Annotated in this window: 13 protein-coding genes; 8 read left to right on the top strand and 5 right to left on the bottom strand. The window is 67.9% G+C overall.

Going from position 1 to position 13,611, the window contains the following annotated elements; translation table 11 throughout:
• Nucleotides 1-20 precede the first annotated feature (20 nt).
• From leuS to K8P10_RS09020, 6 genes are all read left to right on the top strand, one after another.
• On the top strand, nt 21-2,540 hold the full coding sequence (gene leuS, locus K8P10_RS09045; protein WP_224778604.1) for a leucine--tRNA ligase: 2,520 nt from the start codon (nt 21-23) through the stop codon (nt 2,538-2,540).
• A gap of 110 nt (nt 2,541-2,650) precedes the next feature.
• The gene (locus K8P10_RS09040) at nt 2,651-3,460 is read left to right on the top strand and encodes a ComEA family DNA-binding protein (protein WP_224778603.1); all 810 of its coding nucleotides are present in this window, start codon (nt 2,651-2,653) and stop codon (nt 3,458-3,460) included.
• A gap of 2 nt (nt 3,461-3,462) precedes the next feature.
• Nucleotides 3,463-5,982 carry a ComEC/Rec2 family competence protein gene (locus K8P10_RS09035; protein WP_224778602.1) on the top strand — a complete coding sequence of 840 codons (2,520 nt, stop codon included), beginning with the start codon at nt 3,463-3,465 and terminating at the stop codon, nt 5,980-5,982.
• Nucleotides 5,983-6,047: 65 nt separating this feature from the next.
• Nucleotides 6,048-6,533: a GNAT family N-acetyltransferase gene (locus tag K8P10_RS09030; RefSeq protein ID WP_224778601.1), complete on the top strand. Its 486-nt coding sequence runs from the start codon at nt 6,048-6,050 to the stop codon at nt 6,531-6,533.
• 294 nt (nt 6,534-6,827) lie between these two features.
• Nucleotides 6,828-7,892: an FUSC family protein gene (locus K8P10_RS09025; RefSeq protein WP_224778600.1), complete on the top strand. Its 1,065-nt coding sequence runs from the start codon at nt 6,828-6,830 to the stop codon at nt 7,890-7,892.
• 50 nt (nt 7,893-7,942) lie between these two features.
• The gene (locus tag K8P10_RS09020; protein ID WP_224778599.1) at nt 7,943-8,347 is read left to right on the top strand and encodes a hypothetical protein; all 405 of its coding nucleotides are present in this window, start codon (nt 7,943-7,945) and stop codon (nt 8,345-8,347) included.
• A gap of 80 nt (nt 8,348-8,427) precedes the next feature.
• On the opposite strand, the gene K8P10_RS09015 is transcribed toward K8P10_RS09020, so the two are convergent.
• From K8P10_RS09015 to ectA, 3 genes are all read right to left on the bottom strand, one after another.
• On the bottom strand, nt 8,428-8,817 hold the full coding sequence (locus tag K8P10_RS09015) for an ectoine synthase (protein WP_224778598.1): 390 nt from the start codon (nt 8,815-8,817) through the stop codon (nt 8,428-8,430).
• 71 nt (nt 8,818-8,888) lie between these two features.
• Nucleotides 8,889-10,181: a diaminobutyrate--2-oxoglutarate transaminase gene (gene ectB, locus K8P10_RS09010; RefSeq protein WP_224778597.1), complete on the bottom strand. Its 1,293-nt coding sequence runs from the start codon at nt 10,179-10,181 to the stop codon at nt 8,889-8,891.
• Nucleotides 10,182-10,270: 89 nt separating this feature from the next.
• Nucleotides 10,271-10,789, bottom strand: a complete 519-nt coding sequence (ectA, locus tag K8P10_RS09005) for a diaminobutyrate acetyltransferase (RefSeq protein WP_224778596.1) — start codon at nt 10,787-10,789, stop codon at nt 10,271-10,273.
• A gap of 214 nt (nt 10,790-11,003) precedes the next feature.
• Here ectA and holA point away from each other — a divergent pair, with 214 nt between their 5' ends.
• Nucleotides 11,004-12,038: a DNA polymerase III subunit delta gene (gene holA, locus K8P10_RS09000; RefSeq protein WP_224778595.1), complete on the top strand. Its 1,035-nt coding sequence runs from the start codon at nt 11,004-11,006 to the stop codon at nt 12,036-12,038.
• A 62-nt stretch (nt 12,039-12,100) separates the two neighbouring features.
• Here the strand turns inward: holA and rpsT are convergent, their stop codons facing one another.
• Nucleotides 12,101-12,361, bottom strand: a complete 261-nt coding sequence (gene rpsT, locus K8P10_RS08995) for a 30S ribosomal protein S20 (protein ID WP_224778594.1) — start codon at nt 12,359-12,361, stop codon at nt 12,101-12,103.
• Nucleotides 12,362-12,490: 129 nt separating this feature from the next.
• On the opposite strand from rpsT, the gene K8P10_RS08990 reads away from it, so the two are divergent.
• Nucleotides 12,491-13,066, top strand: coding sequence for a cysteine hydrolase family protein (locus K8P10_RS08990; protein ID WP_224778593.1), 576 nt, complete (start codon nt 12,491-12,493; stop codon nt 13,064-13,066).
• Here K8P10_RS08990 and K8P10_RS08985 read toward each other — a convergent pair.
• Nucleotides 13,063-13,554, bottom strand: coding sequence for a YbaK/EbsC family protein (locus K8P10_RS08985; protein ID WP_224778592.1), 492 nt, complete (start codon nt 13,552-13,554; stop codon nt 13,063-13,065). The genes K8P10_RS08990 and K8P10_RS08985 overlap by 4 nt on opposite strands.
• Nucleotides 13,555-13,611 lie beyond the last annotated feature (57 nt).

The raw sequence follows: 13,611 nt of genomic DNA, 5'->3' as shown, positions 1-13,611 counted from the left end.
TGACAGCGAACGAGGTGTGTGTGACCGAGCGACTCAGCGACAGCTACGACTTCCGGGCGATCCAGGATCGCTGGCTGCCCGTGTGGGACGAACTGCGCCCCTTCGAGGTCGGAACCGAGGAGACCGGACGGCCGCGCAAGTACGTGCTCGACATGTTCCCCTACCCCTCGGGCGACCTCCACATGGGTCACGCGGAGGCGTTCTGCTTCGGTGACGTGCTCGCCCGGTACTGGCGGGGTCGCGGGTACGACGTGCTCCACCCGATCGGCTGGGATTCGTTCGGACTCCCCGCCGAGAACGCGGCCATCAAGCGGGGCGTTGACCCTCGCGAGTGGACCTACGCCAACATCGACCAGCAGAAGGCGTCGTTCCGTCTCTACGCGCCTTCATTTGACTGGAGCCGGGTGCTGCACACGAGCGACCCCGACTACTACCGGTGGAATCAGTGGCTCTTCCTGAAGATGTACGAGAAGGGTCTGGCGTACCGGAAGGCGAGCTGGGTCAACTGGGATCCTGAGGATCAGACGGTGCTCGCGAACGAGCAGGTGCTGCCAGACGGCACGTCCGAGCGCTCCGGTGTGATGGTCGTGAAGAAGAAGCTCACCCAGTGGTACTTCCGGATCACCGATTACGCCGACCGGCTGCTCGACGACCTCGATGCACTCGAGGACACTTGGCCGTCGAAGGTGCTGAACATGCAGCGCAATTGGATCGGCCGCTCGCGCGGTGCCGAGGTGGAGTTCGAGATCGAGGGCAGGGACGCGCGTGTCCCCGTCTTCACGACTCGACCTGACACCCTGCATGGTGCCACGTTCATGGTCGTCGCACCCGACTCCGATCTCGCGGCCGAACTGGCTGCGGGGGCGTCGGCCGAGGTTCGCATGCAGTTCCAGGCCTACCTGGCGCAGGCGCAGCAGCAGAGCGAGATCGAGCGCCAGAGCGCCGATCGTGAGAAGACCGGCGTCTTCCTCGACCACTTCGCCGTCAACCCCGTGAACGGCGAGCGGATTCCCGTCTGGGCAGCCGACTACGTGCTCGCCGATTACGGCCACGGTGCCATCATGGCGGTGCCGGCACACGACCAGCGCGACCTCGACTTCGCACTGAAGTACGACCTGCCCGTACGAGTCGTGCTCGACGTCCGAGACGAGGACGGCGCGGCGCTGCCCGACCCCGCCGAATCCGCTGTCGCCCTGACCGGTGACGGGACCCTTGTGAACTCGGGCGAGCTCGACGGGCTGTCGAAGACCGACGCGATCGCCCGCGCCATCGAGGTGCTCGAGGAGCGCGGCACGGGCCGTGCGTCGACGACCTACCGACTGCGCGACTGGCTCATCTCGCGGCAGCGGTACTGGGGGACGCCGATTCCGATCCTCCATGCCGAGGACGGGTCGATGCGCCCGGTGCCCGAGACCTCCCTTCCCGTGGAACTGCCGCCATCGGAGGGACTCGACCTGAAGCCGAAGGGCACCTCGCCCCTCGGCGGTGCGACGGACTGGGCGACGGTGACCGACCCGGAGACCGGCGAGACGCTCAGCCGAGACCCCGACACCATGGACACCTTCGTCGACAGCTCCTGGTACTACCTGCGCTTCCTCTCGGCGAACGACGACACGCAGGCGTTCGACCCCGAGCAGGCGAAGCAGTGGGGCCCGATCGATCAGTACGCGGGCGGCGTGGAGCACGCGATTCTCCACCTGCTCTACTCGCGGTTCATCACCAAGGTGCTGCACGATCTCGGCTATCTCGACTTCGAGGAGCCGTTCACGGCGCTCCTCAACCAGGGCATGGTGCTGCTCGACGGCGCGAAGATGTCGAAGTCGAAGGGCAACCTCGTCGAGTTCGCCTCGGAACTCCGCGACCACGGGGCCGACGCGCTCCGCGTCACCCTCGCCTTCGCAGGGCCGCCCGAGGACGACATCGACTGGGCCGACGTTTCGGTGCAGGGGTCGGCGAAGTTCCTGGCCCGCGCGTGGCGCATCGCCCGCGACGTTGCCGAGGCGGATGCTGCTGCGGCGTCCTCCACCGATGCTTCCGCGGGAGATACGGCGCTCCGCCGGCACACGCACCGACTGCTCGCCGATGCGCCCGCGCTCGTCGAGGCATACAAGTTCAACGTCGTCGTCGCTCGCCTGATGGAACAGGTCAACGTCACCCGCAAGGCGATCGACGGCGCCGCGGGCGCCGCTGATCCGGCGGTGCGCGAGTCTGCAGAGGCGATCGCAATGATCCTGTCGCTCTTCGCTCCGTACGCGGCCGAGGACATGTGGGCGATGCTCGGTCACGAGCCGACGGTCGCCCTCGCGGTCTGGCCAGAGGCGGACCCGGCGCTCCTCGTCGAGGACGAGATCACGCTCGTCGTGCAGGTCGACGGCAAGGTGAGGGATCGTCTGACACTGCCGGCATCGGTCTCGGAGGCGGATGCGGAGGCCGCGGCTCGTGCTTCGGAGTCGGTGCAGCGTGCGCTCGAGGGACGCGAGGTCGTGAAGTTCATCGTGCGCGTGCCGAAGATCATCAGCATCGCGTCGAAGCCGGCATAGCGCTCCAGCGGGTCGTCCACAGGCGAGCCTGCGGGCCGGCTGCCGGCGGGTCGTTCACAGGGTGTGTCATGCTGACGCGGGAGGGTGAGTCCGCTCCCTAGCGTGAGGGCATGCCCTCCTACCACGCACCCGCCCGCCGGTCAGCCGAGCGCGACGCCGAGCCCGCGCGAGGCGCCAGGTCGGCGCCGTTCGCGGAGCTGCTGGTCGGTGGCCGCGAGCACTCACCGGAACCGATCGAGTGGCGCCCGCCTCCGCCGCTGAGCGCGCGAGTGAGGCGCGCCGTGACAACCCCGGCGGTTGCCGCAGGAGTGCTGGTGATGGCGGCGGTGCTCGTGGCGATCGCCATGGTGTGGGGGCGTCCGCACGAGCCGACGGTCGAGACCGCCGCCGAGGCGCAGACCGAAGCGCCGCATCCGGAGGCGCCAGGGGCGACCGCGTCTCAGGGTGAGGGGGCGCGCACCGGCAGCGCATTCGTGCACGTCGTCGGTGAGGTCGCCGACCCAGGGGTCGTGGAGCTGAACGTCGATGCGCGGGTGCGTGATGCCATCGACGCCGCCGGCGGACCCACGAAGAGCGCCGCACTCGCCGGCGTGAACCTCGCGCGGCTGGTCGTCGACGGCGAGCAGATCGTCGTACCCGACGCTGCCGGAGCCGAGCTTGGGGCGCCAGGGGCCTCACCGGGAGGCGGCGTCGGTGCGCCAGGCTCGGGGAGTGGCGCCCCTGAGGGTGCACTCGTGAACCTCAACGCCGCAGACGCGACAGCACTCGAGACGCTGCCGAGGGTCGGGCCCGCGCTCGCGCAGCGCATCATCGACTGGCGGGAGGCGAACGGATCCTTCGCGAGCGTTGACCAGTTACTCGAGGTGTCGGGCATCGGCGAGAAGACGCTCGAGGGATTTCGTGACCGGGTCACGGTGTAGTCGTGGGCGATCGGGTGGTGTTTCGCTCGGCTGCCGACCCCGCTGTGCAGCCGTTCGCCGGCCCGCCGGGGCAGTGGCGTCTGCTGCTCCCCGCGTTCATCGGGTGGGGCGCCATCGCGATCGCGATCAGCAGACCGGGACTCGCCGGCTGGCTCGGGGTCGCAGCGGCGCTCGTGGCGGGGGTGCTCGCCGTCTGCGCCTGCGCAGGACACCTGTCGGCGGGGCGACGGTCATCCTGGTCGCGCGCCGCGGCAGGCGCCGGTGCCACTGCGTTCCGCTTCGCCGGGGTCACGTGCGCGATCGTGCTCGTGCTCAGCGTGCGTACCTGGACGATGGAGGAGGCGCGCGCGGCGCCATCGCTGGTCTCCGCTGCGCACCACGGCGAGGCGGTCTCGCTCGACGTTGTTCTGCGGGGATTCCCGGAGCGCAGTTCGTCAGCAGTGGGCGACCGTTCCTGGGTGCGCGGCATCGCCGAGACGTCTGGGAGCCATCTACGGAGCGCGGGACCGGTGCCGGTGCTGCTGTGGCTCCCCGAAGTAGCGCCGGAGCATTGGGCTCCCGGGACCCGCGTCGAGGCTTCGGGTCGACTCGAGCGACTCGAGCCCGCGTCGACCGCGGCCTACGCGGTCTCCGTCACGTCGATGCAGGAGACCGCTCCGGTCGCACTCGCCGAGCGCTTCAGGGGTGCCGTTGGTGCTCTGGCCGCGGAGCTTCGCCACGGTCTCCGCGGCGCGGCTGAGGGCGTCGATGGTGCCGAGCTGGTGCCAGGCTTTGCTGTCGGGGATACGTCGGCTGTCTCCGAGCTCACTGATGAGCGCATGCGCGAGAGTTCGCTGACGCACCTGACGGCGGTCTCCGGTGCGAACTGCGCGCTCATCACCGCAGCGGTGGTGGCGGTAACGTCGCGACTTGGAGCGGGCAGGCGGGTGCGCATCGCACTGGCCGGAACCGGTCTCTGCGGGTTCGTGATCGTGGTGGGTCCTGACGCGAGTGTGCAGCGCGCTGCCGTGATGGCCGTGGTCGTGCTGGTCGCCGACTTCGGGGGCAAGCGGCGGGCTGCGCTGCCAGCGCTCGGGTGCGCCATTCTCGTGCTGCTCTGCGCCGATCCGTGGCAGGCGCGAGCCCCCGGGTTCACGCTGTCCGTGTGCGCGACGGCAGGGATCCTGCTCTTCGTCCCCGCCGTCGAGCGAGCACTGCGTCGCACCGGGATGCCCAGGGTCCTCGTGCTGCCCGTCGCGGTCGCCGCCGTGGCTCAGTTCGCGTGCGGACCGATCCTCCTCACGCTCCAAGAAGGGATCCCGGCCGTCGGCGTGCTCGCCAATGTCATCGCGGCACCCGCGGCTCCCGTCGGCACCGGGTTCGGCCTGCTGGCGCTCATCGCCTTGCCAGTGTGGCCGGCCGCCGGCGAGCTCGCTCTGATGATCGCGAGTGCCGCGACGCGCTGGGTCGATGCGACCGCGACAGTCACTGCGGGGCTCCCGCTCGCGCGCTGGCACTGGCCAGGTGGAGTCGGAGGGGCCGTCATGCTCGCGTGCTGCGAGACGGCGATCGTCGTGGCGTGGGCGATCCGCAGCGAACGCCTTCCCGTTCCAGGTGAGCACCCCGTCGCTCGCCGTCACCCGTGGGAGGCCGTCAGGCCGAGGCCGCGTCGTGCTCGTCTCGCCATCGCGCTGCTGACCGCCGCGGCGTGCGGCACCGCCGGTGCCATCATCATCGTGGCACCGGTCGCGGACCGACTCGCGACCCCCTCGGACTGGAGCATCGTGGCCTGCGACGTCGGTCAGGGTGACGCGCTCCTGCTCAGGAATCCCAGCGCGCCGGCCGAGGTCATGCTCGTCGATACCGGGGACGATCCCGAACTGCTCACCGAGTGCCTTCGGAGGTTCGCGGTGACCCGCATCGCCACGCTGGTGCTCACGCACGACGACCGCGATCACGTCGGGGCGCTCGAGGTCGCGGCCCCGATCGCCGATGAGGCGATCATCGCTCCGCCGACGCGAGAGCAGATGGACACCGGGGTGAGGGAGGTCGTCAGCGACCTCGACGCCGCCGACGTGCACTGGTCGATCGGGACGGCAGGACGAGCCGGCGCGCGCGATCGGCAAGGTCCGGCCTGGCGAGTGCTCGCGCCACCGGAGGGCGCGGTTCCTGCCGAGAAGAACACTGCGAGTGTTGTGATGCGGGTCGAGGCGGGAGGGCTCTCCGTGCTCATGCTCGGCGACACGGGGGAGGCGGAGCACCGTGCGCTGCTCCGTACCGGGGCTGACCTCTCGGTTGACGTGCTGAAGGTGGCGCACCACGGATCTGGCGATCAGGATCCCGCCCTCATCGCCGCGGCCGCAGCCGACCTCGCACTCATCTCCGTCGGTGCGGAGAACACCTACGGTCACCCGCACCCTGATGTGCTCGATGCGCTTGACGCGACGGGGACGAGGGTGCTCAGAACGGATCGCTTCGGATCCATTGCAGTCAGTCGGGGGTCGCCACCGGAAGTGTGGGTGGAGCGAGGCGATCAGGGGTAAGAGAATGATCGTTCTTCGAGTACATGCCATCGCCGAGATGGCGCAGCCACTCCTACAATTGCCTCATGATCTCGCTCCGTCAGGCCATCCCGGAAGACGACCGAGCACTCTCCGAGATCTCGTATGAATGCTGGGCTGAAAGCAACGACCCCGGTGACCTCTGGGCCCGCGACCGCCCGTTCTTCGGTCCGCCCACGGGGGCGCGAGTGGAGGAGTTAATCGTCGCTACAAGCGGTGATCGGCCCGTCGGCTATGTTCGGACGCTCGAAAGATCAAGCGAATACGGCGACTGGTACATCGCCGGGCTGGGTGTCTCTCCGACCGCCCGGTCAGCAGGGGGAGGGCGCAGCCTCATGCAAGCTGCACTGCGGGCGGCCGCGCTCGGAGGCGGGACTCGGGTGTGGCTCAAGGTGCTGTCGACCAACGAACCAGGACTGCATCTGTACCGATCGCTCGGGTTCGCAGAAGCCGCCCGATTCCCGCGGGCTTTCGCGCACCGGCCCGGAACCGATGACCTGCGTCTCAGCATCGAACTGCCGCTGACCCGGTGAGACCGCGTTCGGCGAGCGCCCGCCTGGAATCCTGACATCGAGGCCGGCCGGTTCCTCGATACCTTTCACGAGAATGATGAGCGTTCTCCTGCGCCCGCGTCTCAGCGCGTCTCGAGGCTCGCGCTACGCATGCGCCGAGCGACCGCAGATGTCGAGCGGCTCAAGCTGGACTGACCCTGCACCACGGATCAGACGAACAGGATCTCGCGCTCATCGTCGCGGGAGTATCCTGGGTGCTTGCGTGAACTGGAGTGAACTCCCGTTCGCCATCACCGCGACCGAGAGAGGAACCGCGTGCCTGAACCCGCACCGGCAACCGGTCCGCTGCGCCGTTTCGTCAGACTCGGGCCGCGGCGCACCGATCACCTGCCCGCGTTCCGCATCTCACTCGGGCTGGCCATCCCGCTCCTGCTCCTGCTCGCGACCGACCAGATGAGCTGGGCGATGTACGCAGGTTTCGGCGCGTTCACCGGCATCTATTCCCGGTACGAACCGACGCGCGCGCGGTTCCGGCGGCAGGGTCTTATGGCGATCGTGCTGACCTCATGTGTCGCCATCGGGGCGACGCTCGCGCTCGCGGGGGAGCACGGGAACCCGAGCACCGGCCCGTGGGTGACGCTGCTGATCACCTCCCTCGTCGCGGGGTTCGCGGCCGCGCTCGTGACCGCGCGAGGCATCAAACCCGCAGGAGCCCTCTTCCCGCTCTTCGCCGTCGCCGCGGTCGCCGCGGCTCCGCCCGCCGCTCCGATATGGGTCGCGGTGCTCGTGGCCGGAGGGTCAGCTGCAGGAAGCGTGCTTCTCGGACTCGCCGGCCACTGGCTCGGCGAGCGGCATCCGCCCGAAGATTTCGGCCCGGAGCTGCGTCACTGGGCGGCCAGGCAGGTGCGCGCGGACTTCGCGCGGACCGCGATCGCGGCGCTCCTCGCCGGAATCGTGGGGCTCCTCTCGGGCTTGCCGTTCCCGTACTGGGCGCAGATCGCCGCGATTGCGCCGCTCTCCGTGCCCGGCCGTAGCGCGCAGGTCGAACGCGGCCTCCACCGCGTCGTCGGCACCGCGCTCGGGATCGTCGCAACAGCCTTCCTGCTCTCGTTCCCCGCAGAGGCCTGGCAGTTGGTGGTGTGGGTGATCCTGCTCCAGTTCATCGCCGAGCTCTTCGTGCTGCGCAACTACCCGCTCTCGCTCGTGTTCATCACCCCGCTCGCACTGCTCATGGTGCAGCTCGCCCACCCGACACCGGTCGGCGAACTGCTCGGCGCACGATTCCTGGAGACCGCGCTCGGTGCCGGCGTCGGAATCGGGGTCGTGATCGCCAGCGCACTCTGGGATCGGCGCCGCAAGACCTCGACAGTGACGCCCTGAGACGCCTATCGTGGGTACCTCCACACCCTCTCACTGAACTGGAGCATTACATGAGTCTCAGCACCGCAGTTCTCCGCATCGTTCCCGGAGCCTTCATCCTGAACTCCGGCATCGGCAAGCTCGGGCTTCCGCCAGAGGCAGCGGAGTCGTTGCAGAGCATGGCGGTGAGAGGCGTGCCGCCACTGAAGAAGCTCACGCGCGAACAGTTCGGCAAGTTCATCAGCTACGGCGAGATCAGCGTCGGCGCAGCCCTCCTGCTGCTGTTCATCCCGAACAAGATCGCCGGTCTCGCCCTCGCCGCGTTCTCGGGCAGCCTCATGTCGATGTACTTGCGCACACCGGGCATGACCGAGTCGGACGGAGTCCGCCCGACGCAGGACGGTACTCCGATCGCCAAGGACTCCTGGCTGCTCGCCATCGCGATCGCCCTCATCGTCTGGCGCAAGAACAAGTAACCCGGGTCGGCATCCGCAGACACGACGAAACCCGCCCCGACCAGTGAGGTCGGGGCGGGTTTCGTTGTGAGTCAGGCGGTTCAGGCCTCGGCGAGCACGGGGTAGACCCCGTTCTCATCGTGCACCTCGCGCCCGGTCACCGGCGGGTTGAACACGCACGCCATGCGGAGCTCTGAGTCCGCCTGCACGGTGTGCTTCTCGTTGCCGTCGAGCAGGTACATCGTGCCGTCACGAAGTGGGAACGTCTCGCCCGTTTCCTCGTTCGTCAGCGTGCCGGTGCCCTGCACGCAGTACACCGCCTCGACGTGGTTCTGGTAGTGGAACGTGGAAGTCGTGCCCGCATAGATGACGGTGTCGTGGAAAGAGAAGCCGACGCCCTCCTTCGCGAGCACCATGCGCCGGCTGCGCCAGGTCTCCGAGGTCACATCGCGATCGGTGTTGTTCAGGTCGTTCAACTGGACTACGCGCATAGGAATTCCTTTCCGGAAGAAGTGTGGATGAGGCGGTCTCGCGCGACAGGGTGTCGCCGAGAACCGCTGGCTCAGGCCTCGACGAGCGTCTGCTCGCCGGCCTGGTCATCGGCGGAGCTGCTGGTCACCTCGCGGACCGCCGCGGTCAGAATGTCGCAGCCGGCATCGAGATCCTGCGTGCTGATCGTGAGCGGGGGCATGATCTTCAGCACCTCGTTCTCCGAGCCGGAGGTCTCGACGAGCAGGCCGTTCGCGAAGCTCACGGCGGCAACCGCCTCGGCGAGGTCGGGATCCTCGAACTTCACGCCCGCGAGGAGTCCCCGTCCACGCTGCGACGCGCCGTCGACCATGCCGATGATCTCTTCGAGACGGCGCTGCAGGTGAGCGATGGTGCCGCCCATGAAGTTCTGGAACGTCGGATCGGCCCAGTACGCCTTGAGCGCAGCGGTACCGGTGACGAACGCCGGGTTGTTGCCGCGGAACGTGCCGTTGTGCTCACCGGGCTCCCAGAGATCGAGCTCGGGGCGGAACAGGGTGAGGGCGAGCGGGAGACCCGATCCTGAAATCGACTTCGAGAGGCACACGATGTCGGGCGTGATGCCGGCCTCTTCGAAGCTGAAGAACGAGCCGGTGCGGCCGCACCCGGCCTGGACGTCGTCGACGATCAGCAGGATCTCGTGGCGGCGGCACAGCGACTCGAGCGTGCGGAGCCACTCGGCGCTCGCGGCGCGCAGACCGCCCTCGCCCTGCACCGTCTCGACGATGATCGCTGCCGGCTTGTCGACGCCGGAGCCCGAGTCCTCGAGCACGTTCTCGAGCCACTCGAAGTCGGACTGCCCGCTGGCCAGGTAGCCGTCGTAGGGCAGACGCGACGTGTGGGTGAGTGGGATCCCCGCACCCCGACGCTTCATCGCATTGCCCGTGACCGACAGCGAGCCGAGCGTCATGCCGTGGAATGCGTTGGTGAACGACAGGATGTGCTGTCGACCCGTGGCCTTGCGGGCGAGCTTCAGCGCGGCCTCGACGGTGTTGGTGCCCGTCGGGCCGGGGAACATGACCTTGTAGTCGAGATTCCGCGGCTGCAGGATCAGCTCAGAGAACGTCTCCAGGAACTCGCGCTTGGCGGGGGTCTGCATGTCGAGCGAGTGCAGGACCGCACCCGACTGCAGGTACTCGATCAGCGGCTCGATCACGGCCGGATCGTTGTGGCCGTAATTCAGGGCGCCGGCGCCCGAGAAGAAGTCGATGTACTCGGTGCCGTCCTCCGCCCACTGCTTGGCGCCGGACGCCCGGACGAACGTGGCCGGCCAGGAGCGGGAGTAGCTGCGGACTTCGGACTCGACTTCGGTGAACACATCAGACATAGGTCTATCCTTCCTGACGACCTCGGGTCGTCGCGGGGGAAACAGCTGTGGATCGGTGGATCCGGGTCGGGATCCGGTGCGCGCGCGCTCTAGCGCAGCGGGGCGATCTCGTAGAGGAACTCGGTGTCATGCGAATCGGGGTAGAGATCCCCCGTGAACAGCGGCGACCGATTGCAATTGGCATCACGGTCGGCGGCGAAGGCGGCGAAGAGACGCTGCGATGCTTCGTTGTCCTGCGTGATCGTGGTCTCAAGACGCTTCGCATTCGTCCAGTCAGCGAGGCTGTTCAGCATGCGACTCGCCAGACCGTGGCCGCGGTGCTCCTCGGAGACGGCGACCTGCCAGATCATGAGCGTGTCGGGGGACTCGGGGCGCGTGTAGCCGGTGATGAAACCGGCGGGCTCGCCGTCGATCGTCGCGATCGCCGAGGTCTCGGCGAAGTCGCGGCACCAGAGCAGGTAGGAGTAGCTCGAGTTGAGGTCGAGCACCTGCGAGTCGCGGGCAAGCTCCCACAGGTGCTGGCCGTCGTCGAGGGTGGGAACTCTGATGTCGAGTTCGGGAGTCAGGGTGGAGGTGTGCGGATGATCAGTGATCTGTACCGTTTCCATGCTGATCCAACATAGCGAGACCAGCGCGGGAGTCAAGCTCACAAAGCGCGGATTTGCGCCATTTTCGGGCTCTACGGGACACATCGATCTCGATGAGCGCCAATGCTCATAAGGGAAGCCGACGGGTCCGCGGAGCGTCGTTTTCCACGGCCCTGTCGTTATCGTTTCGTTACATTTGCGGGAGCGTGTCCGAGGTGACGACTAGGCTGGTCTGGTGGCGCGCGTACAGACGAAATCCGGTGGCGGAAGCCGGTCCAAGGTGCAGATTCCGCAGGTCCCGTGGGACCAGGTGCGAGCGGCCCCGGTGGTGCTCATCAGCGGGCCGGAGACGTTCCTCGCGGATCGCGCCGGCCAGGCGGTGCGCACCGAGTTGCGCGCCGTGTCCGCCGAGCTTGAAGTGCACGATGTGGACGCCGCGGCCTACACGTCGGGGGAGCTCCTCACCATCGCGAGCCCATCGCTCTTCGCCGAGCCGCGACTGATCCGCGTCTCATCGGTCGAGAAGTGCTCGGATGCGTTCCTCGAGGATGCGAAGCGGTACGTCGCGGAGACGGCTGAGGACACGACGCTCGTCCTACGGCATGCCGGCGGCCAGCGCGGTAAAGCGCTCCTCGACCTCGTGCGCTCAGGAGTCGGCGACGGCATCGAGGTCGTGTGCGCCGAGGTGAAGAAGGACGCCGACCGGCTCGCGTTCCTGCAGGCCGAGTTCCGGCGTCTCGGGGCGCAGGCGACACCGGGTGCCATGCGCATGCTCCTCGCGGCGTACTCCGGCGGTCTGGGGGAGCTCGCGGGTGCCTGCGCACAGCTCGTCACGAATACCGGGAAGCGCATCACCGAGGACGAGGTCGAACGCGCCACCGAGGGACGCGTGGAGACGAACGGGTTCAAGGTCGCCGACGCCGCCACGGCGGGAAAGGCCGCCGACGCACTGGTGCTGCTGCGCCAGGCGCTGTCGACCGGAACCGATCCGATTCCGATCCTCGTGGCGATCAATATGAAGGTGCGGGCCATGGCCCGCGTCTACGGGGCGCGCGGGGGGTCCGGCCAACTCGCGAAGGAGCTCGGCATGGCGCCGTGGCAGGTCGAGCGGGCGCAGCGCGAACTTCGCGGCTGGACCGAGGAGGACCTCGCGCGCTGCGTCGACGCGGGCGCCGAGACCGAGTGGTTGTTGAAGGGCGGAAGCCGTGACCCCGAGTACGCGCTCGAGCGCTACCTGCTGCTGGTCGCCAGACGCGGCAGAGATCGCTGATCGCCGGGTGAAACGCGAAAGGCCCCCGCCGAAGCGGGGGCCTTTCGCGTGCTCAGTGCTGCTTAGAGCGCGGCGAACTGCGAAGCAAGCTTCGACTTGCGGTTCGCGGCCTGGTTCTGGTGGATGACACCCTTCGACACGGCCTTGTCGAGCTTGCGCGTCGCCAGCTGCACCTTCGCCTGCGCGTCTGCCTTGTCGCCCGAGGCGATCGCGGAGCGTGCTGCGCGCACGACGGTGCGGAGCTCGCTCTTGTAGGCGCGGTTGCGGTCGGTTGCCTTCTGGTTGGTCTTGATGCGCTTGATCTGCGACTTGATATTTGCCACGTTGGGTTGTGTCCTTCAGTCTGAGTGAATCGGATGGTCCGCGAGGCGAGAGAGGGCACCTCGCGGGATGTGTGGTGTTGATCCACACGCAAGCCAAGAATCAATGTTACACGATGAGAGGGGATTTGCGTGAGTGAAGCAGCGAACGAGGCGCTGTTCATCGTTGATATGCAGGCCGGATTCTTCGAGGACGAACCCCTCGCATCGCTGAGAGCAGCCCTCGTCGAGTCGGTGAACCGGCTGTCGGCAGCGGCGAGGCGGGCCGACGTGCCCGTCTTCGTCATCACGACGGTGCACAGCCGTGACCGCTCGACGTGGACATTGAACATGCTTGACGACGATCAGGGCTACCTCTTCTCCGGCGACCCCACGACCGCACTGGTCGAGGGGCTCGAGACTGCACAAGCGACGCAGGTGGAGAAGACCCGGGATAGCGCCTGGTTCGGCACCGACCTCCATCTCCGCCTCAAGAACCTCGGGGTGAACCGGGTCGTCATGGCCGGGGTGTCGACGCACCTCTGCATCGCGCACACGGCTCGCGACGGGTACGCCATGAACACGCGCATGTCGGTCGTCACGGATGCCGTCGGAAGCGAGCGACCCGACTACGAGGAGTCAGTGCTCCAGCAGCTCGTCGACGATCGACAGGCCACGCTCGAGACGGTCGACGAGGTGATCGCGCGCTGGACAGTGGCTGCCGGTTAAGCGGCGTCCTCCTGCCAGCCGGCGGTCACCTCGACCCAGCTCTCCGCTCCTGAGAGATCGGGGAGCGCATCGACGCGCACCTCCACCGCCGATGTGGCCGACCCCGCAGCTGGGAAGACCGACTCGAATCTCCGTACCGACTCGTCGATGAAGATGCGAGCCGACTCCGGGTTGCCGAACGGGCAGACGCCGCCTACCGGATGCCCCGTCATCGGCTCTACGAGATCGTGGGGGAGCATGCGCGGCTTGCCGCCGAACGTCCGTTTGAAGCGACCGCCGTGGATCTTCGCGTCACCGGCGATCACGACGAGGATCGCGCGCTCGGAGTCCTCCGGGTCGGAGAGGGCGATCGTCTTCGCGATGCGTTGAGGCGACGTGCCGACCTGGTGCGCGGCGAGCTTGACGGTCGCACTGGAGTCCTCGAACTCCCGCACCTCGCCGTCGAAACCGGCTGCGGCGAGATGTGCCTTCACCTGCGGAACGCCCACTGCTCCTCCTGAGTGGTCCAAGCCCGTATCGAATGGTTCCGGCGGGAGTCTACGGGA

This window comes from Leucobacter sp. Psy1, assembly GCF_020096995.1.
Lineage (GTDB): Bacteria > Actinomycetota > Actinomycetes > Actinomycetales > Microbacteriaceae > Leucobacter.
The sequence above is the reverse complement of the archived record's forward strand: the minus strand, read 5'-3'. Positions and strand labels throughout refer to the sequence as shown.